We start from the raw sequence: 20097 nt of genomic DNA, 5'->3' as shown, positions 1-20097 counted from the left end.
ACGGGACGTTCGTCCGGCGGTAAAGATATGTTGCGTGGGGCGGTTTCACCTGCCCCTTCCGTCGGCACGCCGGGAGACCCACTCCTACAATGATCCGCATGATTGCCCGCGAACCCACCATCGAACGCCTGGGCATCGCCCAGTCGCTGCTGCTCGAACCCTTCGACCTCACCGAATCGGCCCTGTCGAGCGCGCTGCGCACCATCAGCGAGCACCGCATCGATGATGCGGACCTGTACTTCCAGACCACGCGCCATGAGGGCTGGAGCCTGGAGGAAGGCATCGTCAAGAGCGGCAGCTTCAGCATCGACCAGGGCGTGGGCGTGCGTGCGGTGGCCGGTGAAAAAACCGCTTTCGCGTACTCCGACGACATCTCCGAAGCGGCCCTGCTGGACGCTGCCCGCACCGTGCGCACCATCGCCGCCGCCGGCCAGAGCCGGCGCGTGAAGGTGCCCGGGCGGCCACTGGTGGCGCGCAGCCGGGTGCTCTATGCGCCCACCGACCCGATCGGCACGCTCGACAGCGCGCAGAAGGTGGCGCTGCTGGAGAAGGTGGAAAAGCGCGCCCGCGCCAAGGACCCGCGCATCGTGCAGGTGATGGCTGGGCTGGCCGCCGAATATGACGTGGTGATGGTGGCGCGCGCCGACGGCACGCGCGCCGCCGACGTGAGGCCGCTGGTGCGCCTGTCGGTCACCGTCATTGCCGAACACAACGGCCGGCGCGAAGTGGGCTCCGGCGGCGGCGGCGGGCGTTTTGGCCTGGGCTACTTCCAGGACGCCGTGATCGACAGTTACGTGGACCAGGCCGTCAACGCCGCGCTCACCAACCTGGAATCGCGCCCGGTGCCCGCCGGCGAGATGACCGTGGTGCTGGGCCCGGGCTGGCCCGGCGTGCTGCTGCACGAAGCCATCGGCCACGGCCTGGAAGGCGACTTCAACCGCAAGGGTTCGAGCGCCTTCGCCGGCATGATCGGCAAGCGGGTGGCCGCCAAGGGCGTGACCGTGCTGGACGACGGCACCTTGCCCGACCGGCGTGGCTCGCTCAACGTGGACGACGAGGGCAACCCGAGCCAGCGCAACGTGCTGATCGAGGACGGCATCCTGCGCGGCTACATCCAGGACTCGATGAACGCCCGCCTGATGAAGGTGAACCCCACCGGCAACGGCCGGCGCGAGAGTTATGCGCATGTGCCGATGCCGCGCATGACCAACACCTACATGCTGGCCGGCGACAAGAGCAAGGACGAGATCGTCGCTTCCATCCAGCGCGGCCTGTATGCCACCAACTTTGGCGGCGGCCAGGTCGACATCACCAGCGGCAAGTTCGTGTTCTCCGCCAGCGAGGCGTTCTGGGTGGAGAACGGCCGCATCCAGTACCCGGTGAAGGGCGCCACCATCATCGGCAACGGGCCCGACGCGCTGACCCGCGTGACCATGATCGGCAACGACCTGGAGCTGGACAGCGGCGTCGGCACCTGCGGCAAGGAAGGCCAGAGCGTGCCGGTCGGCGTGGGCCAGCCAACGCTGCGCATCGACGGCCTCACCGTGGGCGGCACCGCCTGAGGTAGCGCGTTCGTGGCGCGCGAATCCTGCCTTCGCCAGCCAGCGCGGCCGCTTGACGCACCGCACAAGGGGCGTGCTACATTCGCGCCCATGCGCTCCGCCGCCCGCGTCTACTTTTTTGGCTTTTGGTTTTTCTCGCACCGTCATCCGGCGGCAGGAGAGGCAAGCGCCTAGGCCAAAAAAGCAAAGCGCACCGAATCCTCAAACCGCCGGGTCTGTACCCGGCGGTTTTTTTTCGTCATCACGCACACACCCGCCCCGAGGAGAAGCCCACCCATGAACGCGAAATCCACCCAGGCCGCCGAGGGCTGGTATGCACCCACGGACCGCACCAGCCAGACCGACGACGAACGCATCAAGGACATCATGCCGCTGCCGCCGCCTGAGCACCTGATCCGCTTCTTCCCGATCCGCGGCACGGCGATGGAGACGCTGGTGGTGGACACGCGCCAGCGCATCCGCCGCATCATGCAGGGCAAGGACGACCGGCTGCTGGTGATCATCGGGCCGTGCTCCATCCATGATCCGATCGCCGCGCTGGAGTACGCCAGGAAGCTCAAGGCCGAGCGCACGCGCCATGCGGACACGCTGGAGATCGTGATGCGGGTGTACTTCGAGAAGCCGCGCACCACCGTCGGCTGGAAGGGCCTGATCAACGACCCCTACCTCGACGAGAGCTACCGCATCGACGAGGGCCTGCGCATCGCGCGCCAGCTGCTGCTGGAGATCAACCGCCTGGGCATGCCGGCCGGCAGTGAATTCCTCGATGTCATCTCGCCGCAATACATCGGCGACCTGATCAGCTGGGGCGCCATCGGCGCCCGCACCACCGAGAGCCAGGTGCACCGGGAGCTGGCCTCGGGCATCTCGGCGCCGATCGGCTTCAAGAACGGCACCGACGGCAACATCAAGATCGCCACCGACGCGATCCAGGCCGCCGCGCGGCCGCACCACTTTCTCTCGGTGCACAAAAACGGCCAGGTGGCCATCGTGGAGACCAAGGGCAACAAGGACTGCCACGTGATCCTGCGCGGCGGCAAGGCGCCCAACTACGACGCCGCCCACGTCGCCGCGGCCTGCAAGGACCTGGAGGCCGCCAAGCTGCCCTGCACCCTGATGATCGACTGCTCGCATGCCAATTCGAGCAAGCAGCACGAGAAGCAGGTGGACGTGGCACGCGACATCGCCCGCCAGATCGAAGCGGGCGGCCGGCAGATCTTTGGTGTGATGGTGGAAAGCCACCTCACCCCCGGCGCACAGAAGTTCTCCCCCGGCAAGGACGACGCCTCAGCGCTTGAATACGGCAAGAGCATCACCGACGCCTGCATCGGCTGGGACGACTCCCTGACCGTGCTGGAGGTGCTGAGCCAGGCGGTGAAACGGCGCCGGGGCTGAAGCAGCGCGCAGAGGTCACTCGACGCAAGGTGGTGTAACCAGGCCCGGAGAAGTGGTGAGCGAGGCAACCGCAGGCAAAGAAGCTGGCTTTGACGGGCCGGGCTCGTTGAAATGGCGCCTCTCTCAACCAACTCACCGAGGACGTTTCAATGGTTTCTCTGCACAAGCTTGCTGTCGCCGCTTCGCTCGCCGCCCTGGCCCTGGGCGCCAACGCGCAGGCCACCGCCGCGACGCAAGCCGCCGACAGCACCCAGGCCGCTCCCGCCCAGGCGGACGGCTCGGCCGTGAAGGCGGCCTTCAAGCGCGCCGACGCCAACAGCGACGGCAAGCTGTCGCGTGAAGAAGCGGCCGCCCTGCCCGCCGTGGCCGAGAAGTTCACCCAGCTGGACAAGGACAGCGACGGGATCATCAGCGCCGCTGAATTCGAAGCCGGTGTGGCCGCTGCGGCACCCGCAGCGAAGTAAACAGGACCCAGCCTGACGGCGGCCGGTGCAGTGATGCACCGGCCGTTGGCTTTTCAGTCGCCCATCTGCTGCAGGCGCTCGCTGTGCCAGTAGACGTCGTCGCCGCCCAGCCCGTCGAGGTTGGCACGGTTGAGCACGCGGGCCAGCACGAACAGCAGGTCCGACAGGCGGTTGAGGTACTGGCGCGGTGCGTCGTTGATCGGCTCTTCCTGCCCCAGCGACACCACCGCGCGCTCGGCCCGGCGCGCTACGGAGCGCCCCACATGGGCCAGTGAAGCGCTGCGGGTTCCCGCCGGCAGGATGAATTCCTTCAAGCGCGGCAGCTGGGCGTTGTAGTGCGCCAGCGCGGCATCCAGCCGCTCCACCGCCTCGGCCTTCAGCAGCGTGTAGCCCGGGATCGACAGCTCGCCACCCAGGTTGAACAGCTCATGCTGCACCGTGACGAGCAGCTCGCGCACGTCATCGGGCAGCGGCTCGCACAGCAACACACCGAGCTGGGAGTTCAGCTCGTCCACGTCGCCCATCGCCATCACGCGCAAGTGGTTCTTGCGCACCCGGCTGCCGTCACCCAGGCCGGTGCTGCCGTCGTCGCCGGTGCGGGTCGCGATTTGTGAAAGTCGATTCGCCATCCGGCGATGTTAGACCGGCTTCAGCGGCACTCAGTGATGCCGGATGCGCTGCAGCCAGGGATCGAAACGCTCGTGCAGCCAGGCGGCCCACACGTCGGTGCGCACGGCGCTGAAACACAGCAAGGCGAGCGCCAGGCTCAACAGGATCCACCATCCGGTCTCGGTCATGGGAACCTCCAATGGTTGGTCGGCCCGACGGCATATTGACACTGCAGGGTTGCAAGCACAAGCCGCAAGAGCCGGTGCCTAGAATCAGGTTCACCTTTCGAAGGGGCTGCCATGAATGCGCCGTTGCCGAGCCACCATCTGCCGCAGATCGAGCGCCGCCCTCTGCCGGCGGCCATGCTGGAGGCGCTGCAGCAGCGCTTTGGCGCACGCTGCTCCACCGCGATGGCGGTGCGTGAGCAGCACGGCCGCGACGAGTCGCCCTTCGACGTGCCGCCGCCCGACGTGGTGGTGTACTGCGACAGCACCGAGGAGGTGGCTGCGGTGGTGGCGCTGGCGCACGAGCATGCGGTGCCTGTGATTCCCTATGGCGCCGGCTCTTCGCTGGAAGGCCACCTGCTCGCGGTGCAGGGCGGCGTGAGCATCGACCTGACGCCCATGAACCGCCTGCTGCGCGTGAACCCGGAGGACCAGACCGTCACCGTGCAGGCCGGCGTCACCCGCAAGCAGCTCAACGACGAGATCCGGCACACGGGCCTGTTCTTTCCGATCGATCCGGGCGCCGACGCGTCCATCGGCGGCATGGCCGCCACGCGCGCGAGCGGGACCAACGCGGTGCGCTACGGCACCATGCGCGAAAACGTGCTCGGCCTCACCGTGGTCACCGCCACCGGCGAAGTCATCCACACCGGCACGCGAGCGCGCAAGTCCAGCGCCGGTTACGACCTGACGCGCCTGTTCGTGGGCAGCGAGGGCACGCTGGGCGTGATGACGGAGGTGACGCTCAAGCTTTACCCGCTCCCCGAGGCCATCCTCGCAGCGGTGTGCCACTTTCCCAGCGTCGAAGCGGCCGTCACCACCACCATCGAGATCATCCAGGTGGGCGTGCCCATCGCGCGCTGCGAGCTGCTCGACGTGAACGCCATCCGCGCGGTGAACCGGCACGACAAGCTCGACCTGCGCGAAGCGCCCATGCTGCTGATGGAGTTCCACGGCAGCCCGGCCAGCGTGCAGGAGCAGGCCGACACGGTGCAGCAGCTCGCCCTGGACCATGGCGGCGAAGCCTTCCAGTGGGCCACCACGCCGGAGGAACGCACCCGGTTGTGGGCGGCGCGGCACCACGCCTACCTGTCCGCGCTGCAGACCAAGCCCGGCTGCCGCTGCGTCACCACCGACACCTGCGTGCCAATCTCGCGCTTGGCCGAGTGCGTGACGGAGACGATGGCCGAGGCCGATGCCAGCGGGCTGCCCTACTTCGTGGTGGGCCACGTGGGCGATGGCAACTTCCACATGGGCTACCTGCTGGACCCGAACCTGCCCGCCGAACGCGACACCGCGGAGCGCCTGAGCCTGCAGCTGGTGCAGCGCGCGCTGCGTATGGAAGGCACCTGCACCGGGGAGCACGGCATCGGCCTGCACAAGATGGGCTTCCTGGTGGATGAAGCCGGCGCCGGCGCCGTGGCGATGATGCGCACGCTCAAGCAGGCGCTGGACCCGAAGAACATCATGAACCCGGGGAAGATCTTCGCGGCCTGAAAGCGCCGCGGGCTGTGCACTCCGCACGGCACTCCCCCCGGTCGGGGGTGCGGAAGGCCTGGGGCCACGCCGAAAATCGGCGCTTTCCTCAGCCACCCACGGATACCGACATGCCGCGACATTCCGCATCCCGCCCCCTGCTCGCCGTGGCGCTGGCCTGCGCCACCCTCCTCTCAGCCTGTGGTGGAGGCGGCGGCGACAGCTCAAGCACGTCCAGCGGCGCGTCTGCCGGCTCTGACGTGAGCGTCAGCAACTACCAAAGCCTGGCCACGCCGCTTGCGCGCACCGTGGTCAATGTGGCGGGCAGTGCGGACGTCTCCGGCGCGAGCGGCGGCACGGCCCAGGGCGCCAGCACAAGCGCCGTGCGCACCGCCTTGCGCAGCGTGGTGTCCGCGCGTGCAGTCGCCTTGCGCGCCGGCGGCCAGGCGCGCGTGACGGCGGTGACAAGCGACACGGTGGCCTGCGATTCCAGCGGCTCCGTGACCATCACCTTCAACGACGCCGACAACAACGGCCAGCTCAGCGTCGGCGACAGCATCAGCCTCATGCTGAGCAACTGTGCGTTCACCGCCGACGAACCGGCCGCCAATGGCGGCTTGTCCATGACCTTGCAAGGCCTGCAGATCGACGGCCAGGGCATTCCCAGCGCCCTGCAGGCCAGCGGCAGCTTCAACGCCCTGAGTGTGGGGGCGGACAGCATGAGCGGGCAGTTCCAGATGTCCTACGCACCGGCTTCTGGCGGCATGACCAGCGTGAGCATGAGCTTCACCGACATGACCGCATCCACCAGCGGCCAGACCGTCGTCTACAACACCACCTTCAGCGGGCAGTTCGCCAGCGACGGCAGCGGCAGCTTCTCGATCACCGGCCGCCTGGGGCTGGGCGGTGAAACCTACCTGCTCGACCAGCCCCAGCCCTTCGTGCTGGCGGCCGATGGCCACCCCACCAGCGGCAGCCTGCGCATGCGGGACGCGGCCGGTGACGCTCTTGTCGTCCGGGCACGGCCGGGTGACCTGGTGGACTTCGAGTTCTACCCTGCCGGTGCCACCACGCCAAGCGCCACGCTCACCGGCCAGCCCTGGTCCAACTACGGCGGCTGAAGCGCCGCCACCGTGCAGCCGCTCACTCCTGCGGCGGCTGCACGCTCCAGCGCCGCGTCAACTCGCCCTTGCCATTCACGCTCTCCAGGTGCACGCCGAAGCCCCAGAGGCGGGCGACGTGCTTGAGCACCTCCTGCGCCGTGTCGTGAAGCGGGCGGTCGTTGTGCTGCGTGTGGCGCAGGGTCAATGAGCGGTCGCCGCGCAGGTTGACGTTCCACACCTGGATGTTGGGCTCCCGCGAGCCCAGGTCGTACTGGTGGGCCAGGGTTTCGCGCAGCCGGCGGTAGCCCTGCTCGTCGTGGATGGCCGCCACCTCCAGCTCGTTTTCCTTCTCGTCGTCCAGGATGGCAAAGAGCCGGAACTCGCGCATCAGCTGCGGTGAAAGGTACTGGCCGATGAAGCTCTCGTCCTTGAAGTTGCGCATCGCATGGTCGAGCGTGGGCAGCCAGTCGCTGCCCGCGATGTCGGGGAACCAGAGGCGGTCTTCCTCGGTGGGCTTCTCGCAGATGCGCTTGATGTCGGTGTACATCGCAAAGCCGAGCGCATACGGGTTGATGCCGCTGTAGGCCGGGTGGCCCACCGGTGGCTGGTACACCACGTTGGTGTGCGACTTCAGCCACTCGATCATCACGCCGTCGGTGAGGTAACCGTCGTCGTACAGCGTGTTCAGCAGGCGGTGGTGCCAGAAGGTGGCCCAGCCTTCGTTCATCACCTGGGTCTGGCGCTGGGGGTAGAAGTACTGCGCCACCTTGCGCACGATGCGCACGATCTCGCGCTGCCAGGGCTCCAGCAGCGGCGCGTTCTTTTCGATGAAGTACAGCAGGTTCTCCTGCGGCTCGCTCGGGAAGCGCCGTTCGTTGGAGGCCTCTTCCGCCTTCTCCGCCTTCTTGGGCAGGGTGCGCCACAGGTCGTTGATCTGCTGCTGCGCGTAGGCCTCGCGGTCCTCGCGGCGCGCCTGTTCCTGCGCCAGGCTTAGCTTCTGCGGCCGGCGATAGCGGTCCACGCCGTGGTTCTGCAGCGCGTGGCAGCTGTCGAGCAGCTCCTCCACCGCGTCGATGCCATGGCGCTCCTCGCACTCGGCGATGTAGTTCTTCGCATAAACCAGGTAGTCGATGATCGACGACGCATCGGTCCACATGCGGAACAGGTAGTTGCCCTTGAAGAAGCTGTTGTGGCCATAGGCCGCATGCGCGATCACCAGGGCCTGCATCGCCATCGAGTTCTCTTCCATCAGGTAGCTGATGCAAGGATTCGAGTTGATGACGATTTCGTAGGCCAGGCCCATGTGGCCACGCCGATAGTTCTTCTCGGTGGCGATGAACTCCTTGCCGTAGCTCCAGTGCCGGTAGTTCACCGGCATGCCCACGCTGGCGTAGGCGTCCATCATCTGCTCGGCGGTGATGATCTCGAGCTGGTTCGGATAGGTGTCCAGGCCGTAGCGCGCCGCCGTGGCCTTGATGACCTCGTGGTACTCGTGGATCACCTCGAAGGTCCAGTCGCTGGGCGCCGGCAGCGGATGCAGCGGCCGCTCCTTCAGCGGGATCATCGTCTTCAATGGCATGGGCTTGCGGCGGCCGAGATGCTGCTCTTCCGCGCGCGGTGCGGCTTCGCTCATGCGGGCGCCCCTTCCTTCTTGAACAGGTCCCGGAACACCGGGTAGATCTGCGATGCCTCGGTGACCTTGCGCATCGCGAAATGCTTCACCTCGCCCACCAGCTGGGTGTATTCCTCCCAGAGGTTCTGCTCTTCCTCGGCCACCTGCACATAGGCGTAATAGCGGCACAGCGGCAGCAGCTTGTCGGCCAGCAGCTCGCGGCAGCGGCCACTGTCGTGGTGCCAGTTGTCGCCGTCGCTGGCCTGCGCGCCGTAGATGTTCCACTCGCTGCTGGGGTAGCGGGTGCGGATGATCTCCTCCATCAGCACCAGCGCCGAGGACACCACCGTGCCGCCGGTTTCGGTGGCATGGAAGAAGTTCTGCTCGTCCACTTCCTGCGCCTGCGTGTGATGGCGGATGAAGACGATGTCGATCTTCTCGTAGTGGCGCGTGAGGAACAGGTACAGCAGGATGAAGAAACGCTTGGCGAGATCCTTGCGCGATTCGTCCATGGAGCCGGACACGTCCATCAGGCAGAACATCACTGCTTTCGAGGTCGGGACCGGCACCCGCACGCGGCTGCGGAAACGCAGGTCGATCGGGTCCAGGTAGGGGATGCGGCCGATGCGCTCGCGCAGCAGCAGGATCTTGGCCTGTGTCTCGGCGATGGCCTGCATCTGCTCGGCATCCCCGGGGCGCTGGTCCTTCAGCAGCTCTTCGAGATGCAGCTCCAGCTGCTTGAGCTCCTGCCGCGAGCCGGCGCCGATGGCGATACGGCGGCCGATGGCCCCGCGCATCGACCGCACCACGTGCAGATTGTTCGGCGTGCCATCGCTGGTGTAGCCGGCGCGATGGCTTTTCCACTCCGGCGTTTCGGCCAGCTGGGTGCGCGCCAGGTTGGGCAGGGCCAGGTCCTCGAAGAAGACCTGCATGAACTCTTCCTTGGAGAGGTGGAAGACGAAGTCGTCCTCGCCCTCGCCCTGGTCGCTCGCCTTGCCCTTGCCGGAGCCGCCACCGCCGCCGCCTTTCGGCCGCTCGATGCGGTCACCCTTCACGTACTCCTGGTTGCCCGGATGCACGATCTCGCGCACGCCGCCCTGGCCATGGCCGAACACCGGCTCGCTGATGTCGCGCTTGGGGATCTGGATGTCCTCGCCACGCTCCATGTCGCGGATGCCGCGTCCGTCCACCGCGCGCCGCACCGCTTCGCGGATCTGCTCCTTGTAGCGGCGCAGGAAGCGTTCGCGGTTGCCGATCGACTTGTTCTTGCCGGCCAGCCGCCTGTCGATGATCTGCTGAAGCATGCACGACGTCCTTTTCTACTGCGGGCCGCGCTCGTTCAACTGGACTTGCGAACGCGCAGGTACCACTCGCACAGCAGGCGCACCTGCTTCGGCGTGTAGCCCTTCTGCACCATGCGGGTGACGAAGTCCTCGTGCTTCTTCGCCTCGTCGGCGCTCGCCTTGGCGTTGAAGCTGATCACCGGCAGCAGCTCTTCCGTGTTCGAGAACATCTTCTTCTCGATCACCGTGCGGAGCTTCTCGTAGCTGGTCCACGCCGGGTTCTTGCCGGCGTTGTTGGCCCGCGCCCGCAGCACGAAATTGACGATCTCGTTGCGGAAGTCCTTCGGGTTCGCAATGCCGGCCGGCTTCTCGATCTTTTCCAGCTCCGCATTGAGCGCCGAGCGATCGAACACCTCGCCGGTGTCGGTGTCGCGGTACTCATGGTCCTGTATCCAGTAGTCGGCGTAGGTGACGTAGCGGTCGAAGATGTTCTGGCCGTACTCGCTGTAGCTTTCCAGGTAGGCGGTCTGGATCTCCTTGCCGATGAACTCGGCATAACGCGTGGCCAGGTGCTCCTTGATGTACGCCAGGTACTTCTGCTCCAGCTCCGCAGGGAACTGCTCGCGCTCGATCTGCTGCTCCAGCACGTACATCAGGTGCACCGGGTTGGCCGCCACTTCCTGCGAGTCGAAGTTGAAGACCTTGGACAGGATCTTGTACGCGAAACGCGTGCTGATTCCGCTCATGCCTTCGTCCACGCCGGCGTAGTCGCGATACTCCTGGTAGCTCTTGGCGCGCGGGTCGGTGTCCTTCAGGTTCTCCCCGTCGTACACCAGCATCTTGCTGAACAGCGACGAGTTCTCCGGCTCCTTCAGGCGCGTGAGGATGGCGAACTGGGCCATCATCTTCAAGGTGCCCGGCGCGCAGGTGGCGTCGGCCAGCGAGGAGCCGCGGATCAGCTTCTCGTAGATCTTCACCTCTTCGCTCACACGCAGGCAGTACGGCACCTTGACGATGTAGATGCGGTCGAGGAAGGCCTCGTTGTTCTTGTTGTTGCGGAACGCCTTCCACTCGCTCTCGTTGCTGTGCGCCAGCACGATGCCGTCGAACGGGATCGCGCCAAAGCCTTCGGTGCCCTTGAAGTTGCCTTCCTGGGTGGCCGTGAGCAGCGGGTGCAGCACCTTGATCGGTGCCTTGAACATTTCCACGAACTCGAGCAGGCCCTGGTTGGCCAGGCACAGGCCACCGCTGTAGCTGTAGGCGTCCGGGTCGTCCTGGGCATAGGTCTCCAGCTTGCGGATGTCGACCTTGCCGACCAGGCTGGAGATATCCTGGTTGTTCTCGTCGCCCGGCTCCGTCTTGGCCACCGCCACCTGCTTGAGCACGCTGGGGTAGCGCTTGACGATCTTGAACTTGCGGATGTCGCCGCCAAACTCCTCCAGCCGCTTCACCGCCCAGGGGCTCAGGATGCGGTTGAGGTATCGGCGCGGGATGCCGTATTCCTTTTCGAGGATCGGGCCATCTTCCGCGGGGTCGAACAGGCCCAGCGGTGACTCGTTCACCGGCGATCCCTTGATCGCATAGAACGGCACCTGCTCCATCAGCTGCTTCAGGCGCTCGGCGATGGAGCTCTTGCCCCCACCGACCGGGCCCAGCAGATAGAGGATCTGCTTCTTTTCTTCCAGCCCTTGCGCCGCATGGCGGAAGTAGCTCACCACCTGCTCGATGGCGTCTTCCATGCCGTAGAACTCGGCGAAGGCGGGATAGATCTTGATGACCTTGTTGGCGAACAGCCGGGACAGGCGCGTGTCGTTGCGCGTGTCCACCGTCTGCGGTTCGCCGATCGCCTTGAGCATGCGCTCTGCGGCGGTGGCATACGCCAGCGGATTGCGCTTGCACTCCGCCAGGTAGTCTTCGAGGGACAACTCCTCCTCGCGGGTGCGCTCGTAGCGCGCGGTAAAACTGCTGATCACGTCGTCCATGCGGACCTCCTGTAGGAAGGCGTCGGTGGCCGTGATGTAGCCACACCGGCGTCTGGGAAGTTCTGATGAAGTCCCGGCCTTGAGGTACGGGCCCGGGCGCCATCAGAGCTTTCCGGTCTTCAGTGACTCGTGTTCTTCAGTTCTTTGTTGTCTCCAGCATCGCTCCAACCGCGGGGCGGCGATGCACCGAGAAGCGAGGGCTATGCCCAACAATTCGCCGCTCCGCGCTGGAGACTCAGCAAGGACCGTGCCCTGCATGATGACTCCGCTGCCAATTCCCTCATCGTTCAACGCCGCTCACAGGGCCGGCGCCTACCGATGTGTTTGTTGTTTGGTGTCTGTCAACGCTACTGTGTTCCCAAACCGGGGGCGTTGCACAGAGAAATTTCACGTTCACCCCCGCAATGCGCGCGGGACGAACCCTGATTCAGGCGTCCCGCACACCCAGTTTTTCGAGCAGCCCGTTCAGCTCGTCAAGTGAGCCGAAGCGAATGGCGATCTCACCCTGCTCGCCGCGCGAGGTGCGGCGCTGGATGCGGATTTCCACGTCGGCCGTGAGCCGGTCGGCCAGGGATTCTTCCAGCCGCACCAAATCGCGCGGCTTGTCCTTCTTCACCCGCAGCAGCGGGCTCTGGCGGCCGACGTTGCCGGCACGCGCCACCAGCTTCTCGGCGTCGCGCACCGACAGCTTCTTGGCCACGATCTCGTTGGCGCTGAGGATCTGCTGCGCACTGTCGAGCGACAGCAGCGCGCGCGCGTGGCCCATGTCCAGGTCACCCGCCATCAGCATCTGCTGCACCGGCGGCGCCAGGTTCAGCAGGCGCAGCAGGTTGCTGGCCGCGCTGCGCGAGCGGCCCACGGCCTGCGCCGCCTGCTCGTGCGTGAGCTTGAATTCATGCACCAGGCGCTGCAGGCCTTGGGCCTCTTCCAGCGGGTTGAGGTCTTCACGCTGGATGTTCTCGATCAACGCCATCACGGCCGCCGCTTCGTCGGGCACCGGCTTCACCAGCACCGGCACTTCGCTCAGGCCGGCCAGTTTGGCGGCTCGCGTGCGGCGCTCGCCCGCAATGATCTCGTAGCGCTGGCCGCCCAACGGACGCACCAGGATGGGCTGCATGATGCCCTGCGACTTGATGCTCTCGGCCAGCTCGTACAACGAACCCTCGTCCATGCGGGTGCGCGGCTGGTACTTGCCGGGTTGCAGCTGATCGAGCTTGAGCACGGTGGGTTCGCCCTCGCGCTGGGGCGCGGACGCCTCCGACACCTTGGGGCCGAGCAAGGCTTCCAGGCCGAGGCCGAGGCCCTTGGGTTTTTTGGTGACCATGCAGGGATTCTCCGCTACAGCGACTGCAGCAGCGCCCGGCCTTCGGGCCAGTCGCCCAGACCCGAGTCACCGTTGAGGTGACCGCGCGGGCCGGCCAGTTGCACCGGTGCGCCCCAGGCGCCGGCGATCGCCTCGGTGCGTGGGAGATCGCCATAGGGGTCATCCGTGCTGAGCACGGCCAGCGCCGCAAAGGGCAGGCGCTGGCGCACGATGGGTCGCCAGTTGTGCAGCTGCGGCGGCATGTCGGCCCGCTCCACGTCGGGGATGGCGACCAGCAGCGCGCCGCGCACCCGGGCGGTGTGGCGCGAATGGGCTGCCCAGGCTGCCACCAGGTGGCAGCCCAGGCTGTGCGCCACCAGCACGGCCGATGTGTCGCTGGCCTGCAGCACCTCGTCCAGGCGCGCCATCCAGTCGCCGCGGCGTGGCCATTCCCAGTCGGCCTGCTCGACGCGCTGGTCCCCGTGCAGGCGTTCCCAGCGGCTTTGCCAATGGTCCGGCCCGGAGTTCTGCCAGCCGGGAAGAAGCAGGATGCGCGTGCCGTGCATGCGGGTTGCCTTATGCTTTGATGTTCAGTATTGATTTTGCGTGAGAGGTCCGGCGATGAAGCACACCGTGTTCGTGGATGGTCAGGAGGGCACCACCGGGTTGCGCATCCATGAGTACCTGTCGAAACGCGACGACATCGAGCTGCTGCGCGCCCACCCCGACCGCCGCAAGGACCCGGCCGAGCGCGCCCGCCTGCTCAACGAGGCCGACGTCGCCTTTTTGTGCCTGCCGGACACCGCCGCCCGCGAAGCGGTGCTGCTGTTGAACAACCCGAACACCTGCCTGATCGACGCCAGCACGGCCCACCGCACCGACCCCTCGTGGGTGTTCGGCCTGCCCGAGCTGGCCCCCGGGCAGCGCGACCGCCTGCGCCGCGCCAAGCGCATCGCCAACCCCGGCTGCCATGCCACCGGGTTCATCCTGCTGCTACGCCCGCTGGTCGACGCCGGCCTGGTGCCGCGCGGCCTGCCGGTGTCGGCCACCTCGATCACCGGCTATTCGGGTGGCGGCAAGAAGATGATCGAGCAGTACGAGGCCGGCGGCGACCCGCGCCTGGCGTCGCCGCGGCCGTATGCGCTGAAGCTGGCGCACAAGCACATTCCGGAAATGATGGCGCACACCGGGCTCACCACCCCGCCCGTGTTCCTGCCGATCGTGAGCAGCTTCTACAAGGGCCTGGCCGTGACGCTGCCGCTGCACTTCTCCGAGCTGGCGCCTGGCACCGACGGCCCGCGCCTGCAGGCCGCCCTGGAACAGCACTATGCCGGCGAGCGCTTCATCCGCGTGATGCCGCTCAGCGATGCCGCCACGCTGGACGAGGGCTACTTCGACGTGCAGGGCTGCAACGACACCAACCGGGTGGACATCTTTGTGTTCGCCACCAACACGCAGGCGGTGCTGATGGCGCGCCTGGACAACCTGGGCAAAGGTGCGAGCGGCGCCGCGGTGCAGTGCATGAACCTGCACCTCGGCGTGGACGAGGCGCTGGGCTTGTGAGCGCTTACTGCGCGGCAGCGGAATCCGTGCGGTAGAAGTAGCTGTAGGCGTCGCGGAACCCGAGGCGGCGGTAGATGGCCCGGGCCGGGGCGTTGTCCTGCTCCACTTGCAGGTAGCCGATGCGTGCGCCGGCGCTCGCGGCCTGCGCCAGCACCGCCTGGCAGAGCGCGCTTGCCAAACCGTGGCCGCGGGCTTCGGGCGCGGTGAACACGTCGTACAACCCCGCCACCTCCCCTTCGATGGCGAACTGGCCACCCGCCACCGGCTCGTCGTGACGCATCAGCAGGAAGCCGCGGTAAGGCACCGGCGAGTTCAACAGGCGTTCGGCATGCGCGGCCCGCTGCGCTTGCGGTGAGCCCCGCTGGGCGCCCACCCATTCAGCAAAAGCCGGCGCCGTGGCGGCCTGCAGACGGCAGCCGGGCGGCAAGGTGCCGCCGCCCAAGCCGTTAATTGACTCCAGCACCATGACCCGCGTGTCGTCCAAGGTCTCGAAGCCCTGGGCCGCGAGCCAGGCGTCCAGGTCCTGCGGCGCGGTGAACGGCGTGATGCGCAGCATCAGGGGCAGGCCGGCTTCGGCATACGCCGCACGCGCCTGCGCCAGCCGCTGGTCCAGCGGCAGGCGGCCAGTCGACACCGCGTTGATGCAGCGTGCGCGTTTGGCCTTGCCCGGCGACAGCCGCACCAGCCAGCCGTCCAGCCAGCGCTGCTGGGGCGGCGCCGAGGCGTTCAGGCCTGCGTCCTCGACTCGGGAGAGCAGATCGGCAGGGAAATCGGGGTTCAGCGCAGGCAGCATGGTGCTCAAACCGCCACGGCCTGCACACGCTCCACCATCTCGCGCGCGAACTCGATGAACGCCTGCGCCCCCTTGGACTGCGGATCGAACACCACGCCGGGCTGGCCGTAGCTTGGCGCTTCCGCCAGGCGCACGTTGCGCGGGATGACGCTGTTGAACACCTTGTCGCCGAAGTGGGCCTTGAGCTGGTCGCTCACCTGCTGCTGCAAGGTGATGCGCGGATCGAACATCACGCGCAGCAGCCCGATGATCTGCAGGTCCTTGTTGAGGTTGGCGTGTACCTGCTTGATGGTGTTGACCAGGTCGCTCAAGCCTTCCAGCGCAAAGTACTCGCACTGCATGGGCACGATCACGCCGTGGGCGCTGCACAGGCCGTTCAAGGTGAGCAGGCTGAGCGAGGGCGGGCAGTCGATGAGGACGAAGTCATACAGGTCGGCCACCGGCTTGATTGCCGTGCGCAGGCGTTCGTTGCGGCGCTCAAGCTCCACCAGTTCCACCTCCGCCCCGGCCAGCTCCCGGTTGGCACCCAGGATGTCGTAGCCGCCCTTCTCCGAGCGCGACTTGGCTTCCTCGATGCCAGCCGATTCCAGCAGCACGTCGTACACCGACAGCGTGAGCTGGCGCTTGTCCACACCCGACCCCATCGTGGCATTGCCCTGCGGATCCAGGTCCACCACCAGCACGCGCTGGCCCACCAGGGCGAGGCCGGCCGCAAGATTGACGGTGGTGGTCGTCTTGCCGACGCCGCCCTTCTGGTTGGCAATGCAAAAGATTCGGGCCATGTGGGGTCAGGAAAAGGAAGGGAGGCTGTTTGGCGCGCTAGTCGCGCACCAGCCGCAGGCCGAAGCCGATCAGGAACACGCCGGTCAGGCGCTCCAGCCAGGCCGCCATGCGGTGATGCGTGCGCACTTGGCGCGCCACCGCGCCGGCCAGGGCGCACAGGCTGAGGCAGTACACCGCCGTAATGCCCGCGATGGTGAGGGCCATCGCCGTGAAGGTCAGCATGCCTTGGTGCGCCCCCGGCCGGATGAACAGCGGGAAGAAGGCCATGTAGAACAGGATGGCCTTCGGATTGAGCAGGGTGATGAGGAAGGCCTGGCGGGCATAGTGCCGCGGCCGGATGTCCACCACGGCGCGCTGCGCGCCTGCGGCCCGGGGCCACAGCAGGCGCAGGCCCAACCACACCAGGTAAGCCGCCCCGGCGTATTGCACCAGCCGGAACCAGCCGGGGTGGGCAGAAAGCAGTGCCGCAACGCCACCCACGGCCAGCCACATCAGCACCTGGTCGCCCGCGATCAGCCCCAGGGTGGCAGCCGCTCCACCCCGGAACCCACCCTTGGCGGTGGACCCGAGCAAGGCAAAAGTGCCCGGGCCTGGCAGCGCGAGAAAGACGACGATCGCGGCGCAGAACGCACCGTAGTCTGTGATGCCCAGCATAAAAAAGAGGAGCTCCCTGGCTGCGATTGTGCGGGCAATCAGGCGCCAGCGGCCGGCGCTGGCCGCATCCACACGAGGCAGCGCTCCGCATCCAGGCTGGGCACCGCGAGATGTTCCACGTGAAACACCGCAATGTTGCTGGGCAGGGCCGCCATCTCGTCAGCGGGCAGTTTTCCCTTCATCGCCATCCAGGCGCCCTGCTCGGCGAGCAAGGGTCGGGTGAGGCGGCAGAAGTCGGGCAGGCTGGCAAAGGCCCGGGACGTGATGACGTCGAAGCGTCCATCCAGTTGCTCCACACGGGCGTGGACGGCATTCAGGTTGCGCAGGCCCAACTCTCCAGCCACCTGCCGGATGAAGGCGGCCTTCTTGCCGACCGTGTCCACGCAACTCACCTGAACCTCCGGCATCAGCATGGCGATCACCGCGCCTGGCAAACCCCCGCCACTGCCCACGTCCAGCAGGCGACCAGCCGCTCCGGCGAGATGCCGGCGCAACGGTGGCACGACCGCCACGCAGTCCAGCAGGTGGTGGCTGAACATCTGCCCGGGGTCGCGCACCGCCGTCAGGTTGTAGGTGGCGTTCCAGCGCTGAAGCAGCTGGAGATAGGCCAACATCCGCTCTGCCGCGCTCGGATCCAGCGCCATGCCCAAACGCGCCGCAGCTTCGATCAGCTCGGTGGGGCTGGGTTGCGTGTTTCCCGGCCCTCCGCCGGCCTCGTCACGCGGCTGCATTGACCACCGCAGCGGATGGCGAGAAGCCTTTGAAGCGCTTCTTCTTCAAATGCACCAGCAGCAGCGAAATCGCAGCGGGTGTCACGCCGGAGATGCGGGCCGCCTGGCCCAAGGTCTCCGGCCGGTGTTGGTTGAGCTTTTGCCGCACCTCGAACGACAACGCCGTCACCTCGGCATAGTCCAGGTCCTCCGGCAGCCGCAGATGTTCGTAGTGAGCCGCGCGCTCTACTTCCTCCACCTGCTTGTCGATGTAGCCGGCGTACTTCGCGGCCACCTCGACCTGTTCGATCACGGCGGCGGCGAGTTGCACACCGAGCTCCGCATTCAAGGTTTCACGTGAAACACCCACTTCCGGTCGGGCAACTTTCGCAATGGCCTCCACCGTGTCGAAGCTGACACCGGGCCGCCGCAGCAAGTCACACAAGCTGTGTTCGTGCTCCAGCGCTTTGCCCAGCCACTGTTCGGCGGCCACGGCGGGCAGGTTGCGTGGGTGCACCCATGCCGACCGCAGCCGCTCTGTTTCACGTGAAACAGCGTCGCGCTTGCGGGCGAACTGCTCCCAGCGCACATCGTCGACCAAGCCAAGCGCACGGCCTTTTTCGGTCAACCGCATGTCGGCATTGTCTTCACGCAGTTGCAGGCGGAACTCCGCCCGGCTGGTGAACATCCGGTACGGCTCCGTCACACCCTTGGTGATCAGGTCGTCGACCAGCACCCCCAGGTAGGCCTCGTCACGCCGTGGCACCCAGGCCCGCTCGCCGCGCACCTGCAGCGCCGCGTTCGCGCCGGCAAACAGCCCCTGCGCCGCCGCCTCCTCGTACCCGGTGGTGCCATTGATCTGCCCGGCAAAGAACAGCCCGTTGATCGCGCGCGTCTCGAAGCTCGCCTTCAGGCCGCGCGGGTCGAAATAGTCGTACTCGATCGCATAGCCCGGGCGCAGGATGTGCGCCTGCTCCAGGCCCACCATCGACCGCACCGCCGCCAGCTGCACGTCGAACGGCAAGGAGGTGGAAATGCCGTTCGGATAGAACTCGTGCGTCGTCAGGCCTTCCGGCTCCAGGAAGATCTGGTGCGAATCCTTGTCCGCGAACCGGTTCACCTTGTCTTCGATGCTCGGGCAGTATCGCGGCCCCACGCCCTCGATCACGCCGGTGAACATCGGGCTGCGGTCGAAGCCGGAGCGGATGATCTCGTGCGTGCGTTCGTTGGTGTGCGTGATCCAGCAGGGCACCTGGCGCGGATGCTGGTCCGCCGACCCGAGGAAGCTGAACACCGGCACCGGGTCCAGGTCACCCGGCTGTTCGACGAGCCGGGAGAAGTCAACGCTGCGGCCATCGATGCGCGGCGGCGTGCCGGTTTTCAGCCGCCCCTGTGGCAGCTCGAGTTCGCGCAGGCGCGCGGCCAAGCTGACCGCCGGCGGATCCCCGGCGCGTCCGGCGGCATGGTTCTGCAAGCCGACGTGGATGCGGCCGTCGAGGAAGGTGCCAGCCGTCAGCACCACCGCCCGGCCGCGAAAGCGAATGCCCACCTGCGTGACCGCGCCCACCACCCGGTCGCCTTCGAGCACCAGGTCGTCCACCGCTTGCTGGAACAACCACAGGTTAGGCTGATTCTCGAGCCGGCGCCGGATCGCCGCCTTGTACAACACCCGGTCGGCCTGGGCCCGGGTGGCCCGCACCGCCGGCCCCTTGGAACCGTTGAGGATGCGGAACTGGATGCCCGCTTCGTCCGTGGCGGCGGCCATCGCGCCACCCAGCGCATCGATCTCCTTGACCAGGTGGCCCTTGCCGATGCCGCCGATCGAGGGGTTGCAGCTCATCTGCCCCAGGGTCTCGATGTTGTGCGTGAGCAGCAAGGTGCTGCAGCCCATGCGCGCCGCGGCCAGTGCGGCCTCGGTGCCGGCATGGCCGCCACCGATGACGATGACGTCAAATTCCTTGGGATACAACACCTTGGGCCACCCGCTTCCAGCACGACACGAGATTGCGTCGGCAAACCGTCGATTTTAGGCGGCGCCACCTCGGGCGTCATGACGCCGGCCGGGATCGCAGGGCCCGGCAGGGAATAATGTCCGCCATGCACTGCCGCCCGCGGTGCGGCGCATGCTGCACTGCACCATCAATCTCATCGCCCATCCCGGGCATGCCCGACGGCAAACCCGCGGGCGAGCCTTGCGTGCAGCTGGATGCCGAGCAGCGTTGCCGCCTGTTCGGCCAGCCCGAGCGCCCGGCGGTGTGCCTGTCCTTGAGGCCGAGCCCCGACCTGTGTGCGGGCTCGCGTGAGCAGGCGATGGCGTGGCTGGGCCACCTGGAACAGCAGACGGCGCCGGCGACCCAGCAGCCGGCGTGACCAAAAAAAAGCGCCCGCTGCACAAGGCAGGAGGCGCTTCAAAGAGAGGGGCCGGCCGAGCGGGCTGGGCCGAACCTGTCCGGAACCGGACGACCGCTACGAACAGCCGGCCGGCAAGGACACCAGGGGCCCCGCGCAACGACAGTGCGCGGAGCAAAAGGCTTTACCAGCCGCCGGTACGCGGAAAGTCGGTGGTGTGGGAAACGGTGTG

At 66.9% G+C, this 20097-nt stretch carries 19 protein-coding genes; 7 read left to right on the top strand and 12 right to left on the bottom strand.

The window, feature by feature from the left end:
* The first annotated feature begins 98 nt into the window (after positions 1-98).
* From tldD to VPH43_RS17165, 3 genes are all read left to right on the top strand, one after another.
* The gene (tldD, locus tag VPH43_RS17175) at positions 99-1562 is read left to right on the top strand and encodes a metalloprotease TldD (protein ID WP_328578949.1); all 1464 of its coding nucleotides are present in this window, start codon (positions 99-101) and stop codon (positions 1560-1562) included.
* Positions 1563-1838: 276 nt separating this feature from the next.
* A complete protein-coding gene (locus VPH43_RS17170) occupies positions 1839-2957 on the top strand; it encodes a 3-deoxy-7-phosphoheptulonate synthase (protein ID WP_328578948.1) in 1119 nt (372 codons plus the stop codon).
* Positions 2958-3106: 149 nt separating this feature from the next.
* Entirely contained in the window at positions 3107-3421 is a 315-nt protein-coding gene (locus tag VPH43_RS17165) for an EF-hand domain-containing protein (RefSeq protein WP_328578947.1), read from the top strand.
* A gap of 53 nt (positions 3422-3474) precedes the next feature.
* On the opposite strand, the gene VPH43_RS17160 is transcribed toward VPH43_RS17165, so the two are convergent.
* On the bottom strand, positions 3475-4050 hold the full coding sequence (locus tag VPH43_RS17160; RefSeq protein WP_328578946.1) for a cob(I)yrinic acid a,c-diamide adenosyltransferase: 576 nt from the start codon (positions 4048-4050) through the stop codon (positions 3475-3477).
* 30 nt (positions 4051-4080) lie between these two features.
* The gene (locus tag VPH43_RS17155) at positions 4081-4218 is read right to left on the bottom strand and encodes a hypothetical protein (protein ID WP_328578945.1); all 138 of its coding nucleotides are present in this window, start codon (positions 4216-4218) and stop codon (positions 4081-4083) included.
* 111 nt (positions 4219-4329) lie between these two features.
* Here VPH43_RS17155 and VPH43_RS17150 point away from each other — a divergent pair, with 111 nt between their 5' ends.
* Positions 4330-5751: an FAD-binding oxidoreductase gene (locus VPH43_RS17150; RefSeq protein ID WP_328578944.1), complete on the top strand. Its 1422-nt coding sequence runs from the start codon at positions 4330-4332 to the stop codon at positions 5749-5751.
* Positions 5752-5861: 110 nt separating this feature from the next.
* Positions 5862-6851, top strand: a complete 990-nt coding sequence (locus tag VPH43_RS17145; RefSeq protein WP_328578943.1) for a hypothetical protein — start codon at positions 5862-5864, stop codon at positions 6849-6851.
* Between the two features lie 22 nt (positions 6852-6873).
* On the opposite strand, the gene VPH43_RS17140 is transcribed toward VPH43_RS17145, so the two are convergent.
* The 5 genes from VPH43_RS17140 to VPH43_RS17120 form a co-directional block, all read right to left on the bottom strand.
* Positions 6874-8466 (bottom strand): SpoVR family protein, encoded by a 1593-nt coding sequence (locus tag VPH43_RS17140; protein ID WP_442909307.1) that lies wholly within the window; start codon positions 8464-8466, stop codon positions 6874-6876.
* On the bottom strand, positions 8463-9749 hold the full coding sequence (locus VPH43_RS17135) for a YeaH/YhbH family protein (protein WP_328578942.1): 1287 nt from the start codon (positions 9747-9749) through the stop codon (positions 8463-8465). The genes VPH43_RS17140 and VPH43_RS17135 overlap by 4 nt, the downstream gene beginning before the upstream one ends.
* Positions 9750-9784: 35 nt before the next feature.
* Entirely contained in the window at positions 9785-11710 is a 1926-nt protein-coding gene (locus VPH43_RS17130; RefSeq protein ID WP_328578941.1) for a PrkA family serine protein kinase, read from the bottom strand.
* Positions 11711-12137: 427 nt separating this feature from the next.
* On the bottom strand, positions 12138-13034 hold the full coding sequence (locus VPH43_RS17125; protein ID WP_328578940.1) for a ParB/RepB/Spo0J family partition protein: 897 nt from the start codon (positions 13032-13034) through the stop codon (positions 12138-12140).
* A gap of 14 nt (positions 13035-13048) precedes the next feature.
* A complete protein-coding gene (locus VPH43_RS17120) occupies positions 13049-13579 on the bottom strand; it encodes an RBBP9/YdeN family alpha/beta hydrolase (protein ID WP_328578939.1) in 531 nt (176 codons plus the stop codon).
* 55 nt (positions 13580-13634) lie between these two features.
* Between VPH43_RS17120 and argC the strand changes: the two genes are divergently transcribed.
* Positions 13635-14576, top strand: a complete 942-nt coding sequence (gene argC, locus VPH43_RS17115; protein ID WP_328578938.1) for an N-acetyl-gamma-glutamyl-phosphate reductase — start codon at positions 13635-13637, stop codon at positions 14574-14576.
* 4 nt (positions 14577-14580) lie between these two features.
* Here the strand turns inward: argC and VPH43_RS17110 are convergent, their stop codons facing one another.
* Genes VPH43_RS17110 through mnmG form a run of 5 tightly spaced genes read right to left on the bottom strand, consistent with a single transcriptional unit; the run spans position 14581 to position 19488 of the window.
* Entirely contained in the window at positions 14581-15369 is a 789-nt protein-coding gene (locus VPH43_RS17110) for a GNAT family N-acetyltransferase (RefSeq protein WP_328578937.1), read from the bottom strand.
* A 5-nt stretch (positions 15370-15374) separates the two neighbouring features.
* Complete coding sequence (locus VPH43_RS17105) at positions 15375-16151, bottom strand: ParA family protein (protein WP_328578936.1); 777 nt, start codon at positions 16149-16151, stop codon at positions 15375-15377.
* 37 nt (positions 16152-16188) lie between these two features.
* Positions 16189-16806 (bottom strand): LysE family transporter, encoded by a 618-nt coding sequence (locus VPH43_RS17100; protein ID WP_328578935.1) that lies wholly within the window; start codon positions 16804-16806, stop codon positions 16189-16191.
* Between the two features lie 38 nt (positions 16807-16844).
* Positions 16845-17537: a 16S rRNA (guanine(527)-N(7))-methyltransferase RsmG gene (gene rsmG / locus VPH43_RS17095; protein WP_442909306.1), complete on the bottom strand. Its 693-nt coding sequence runs from the start codon at positions 17535-17537 to the stop codon at positions 16845-16847.
* Positions 17524-19488 carry a tRNA uridine-5-carboxymethylaminomethyl(34) synthesis enzyme MnmG gene (gene mnmG / locus VPH43_RS17090; RefSeq protein ID WP_328578934.1) on the bottom strand — a complete coding sequence of 655 codons (1965 nt, stop codon included), beginning with the start codon at positions 19486-19488 and terminating at the stop codon, positions 17524-17526. Before mnmG ends, rsmG begins: the two co-directional genes overlap by 14 nt.
* A gap of 125 nt (positions 19489-19613) precedes the next feature.
* On the opposite strand from mnmG, the gene VPH43_RS17085 reads away from it, so the two are divergent.
* Positions 19614-19886: a YkgJ family cysteine cluster protein gene (locus VPH43_RS17085; RefSeq protein ID WP_442909305.1), complete on the top strand. Its 273-nt coding sequence runs from the start codon at positions 19614-19616 to the stop codon at positions 19884-19886.
* The last annotated feature ends 211 nt before the right edge of the window (positions 19887-20097 follow it).

The organism is Ideonella sp. BN130291, assembly GCF_036231905.1.
In the GTDB taxonomy this organism is placed as follows: domain Bacteria; phylum Pseudomonadota; class Gammaproteobacteria; order Burkholderiales; family Burkholderiaceae_C; genus CAMLIZ01.
Note: the sequence above shows the minus strand (reverse complement) of the source record. Positions and strands in the feature narration are given on the sequence as shown.

Coding starts and splice junctions, on each gene's coding strand:
- VPH43_RS17140 (WP_442909307.1), bottom strand. CDS start 8,466: ATGAGCGAAGCCGCACCGCGCGCGGAAGAGCAGCATCTCGGCCGCCGC.
- VPH43_RS17165 (WP_328578947.1), top strand. CDS start 3,107: ATGGTTTCTCTGCACAAGCTTGCTGTCGCCGCTTCGCTCGCCGCCCTG.
- tldD (WP_328578949.1), top strand. CDS start 99: ATGATTGCCCGCGAACCCACCATCGAACGCCTGGGCATCGCCCAGTCG.
- VPH43_RS17155 (WP_328578945.1), bottom strand. CDS start 4,218: ATGACCGAGACCGGATGGTGGATCCTGTTGAGCCTGGCGCTCGCCTTG.
- VPH43_RS17145 (WP_328578943.1), top strand. CDS start 5,862: ATGCCGCGACATTCCGCATCCCGCCCCCTGCTCGCCGTGGCGCTGGCC.
- VPH43_RS17120 (WP_328578939.1), bottom strand. CDS start 13,579: ATGCACGGCACGCGCATCCTGCTTCTTCCCGGCTGGCAGAACTCCGGG.
- VPH43_RS17160 (WP_328578946.1), bottom strand. CDS start 4,050: ATGGCGAATCGACTTTCACAAATCGCGACCCGCACCGGCGACGACGGC.
- rsmG (WP_442909306.1), bottom strand. CDS start 17,537: ATGCAGCCGCGTGACGAGGCCGGCGGAGGGCCGGGAAACACGCAACCC.
- VPH43_RS17085 (WP_442909305.1), top strand. CDS start 19,614: ATGCACTGCCGCCCGCGGTGCGGCGCATGCTGCACTGCACCATCAATC.
- VPH43_RS17100 (WP_328578935.1), bottom strand. CDS start 16,806: ATGCTGGGCATCACAGACTACGGTGCGTTCTGCGCCGCGATCGTCGTC.
- VPH43_RS17150 (WP_328578944.1), top strand. CDS start 4,330: ATGAATGCGCCGTTGCCGAGCCACCATCTGCCGCAGATCGAGCGCCGC.
- VPH43_RS17135 (WP_328578942.1), bottom strand. CDS start 9,749: ATGCTTCAGCAGATCATCGACAGGCGGCTGGCCGGCAAGAACAAGTCG.
- VPH43_RS17105 (WP_328578936.1), bottom strand. CDS start 16,151: ATGGCCCGAATCTTTTGCATTGCCAACCAGAAGGGCGGCGTCGGCAAG.
- VPH43_RS17125 (WP_328578940.1), bottom strand. CDS start 13,034: ATGGTCACCAAAAAACCCAAGGGCCTCGGCCTCGGCCTGGAAGCCTTG.
- VPH43_RS17130 (WP_328578941.1), bottom strand. CDS start 11,710: ATGGACGACGTGATCAGCAGTTTTACCGCGCGCTACGAGCGCACCCGC.
- VPH43_RS17110 (WP_328578937.1), bottom strand. CDS start 15,369: ATGCTGCCTGCGCTGAACCCCGATTTCCCTGCCGATCTGCTCTCCCGA.
- argC (WP_328578938.1), top strand. CDS start 13,635: ATGAAGCACACCGTGTTCGTGGATGGTCAGGAGGGCACCACCGGGTTG.
- VPH43_RS17170 (WP_328578948.1), top strand. CDS start 1,839: ATGAACGCGAAATCCACCCAGGCCGCCGAGGGCTGGTATGCACCCACG.